We start from the raw sequence: 232 nt of genomic DNA, 5'->3' as shown, positions 1-232 counted from the left end.
GCTTGCACTCCTGATGGTTAGCGGCGGACGGGTGAGTAACACGTAGGCAACCTGCCCCACAGACTGGGATAACTACCGGAAACGGTAGCTAATACCGGATAATTCCTTTTAGCTCCTGCTGAAAGGATGAAAGACGGAGCAATCTGTCACTGCGGGATGGGCCTGCGGCGCATTAGCTAGTTGGTGAGGTAACGGCTCACCAAGGCGACGATGCGTAGCCGACCTGAGAGGG

At 56.0% G+C, this 232-nt stretch carries 1 rRNA gene; it reads left to right on the top strand.

Going from position 1 to position 232, the window contains the following annotated elements:
* Positions 1-232 (top strand): 16S ribosomal RNA (locus HPT30_RS00045); the annotation flags it as partial.

The sequence above is a fragment of the Paenibacillus agri genome (assembly GCF_013359945.1).
Taxonomy (GTDB): Bacteria; Bacillota; Bacilli; order Paenibacillales; family Paenibacillaceae; genus Paenibacillus_AQ; species Paenibacillus_AQ agri.
This window is presented reverse-complemented; position numbering and strand designations above follow the sequence as displayed.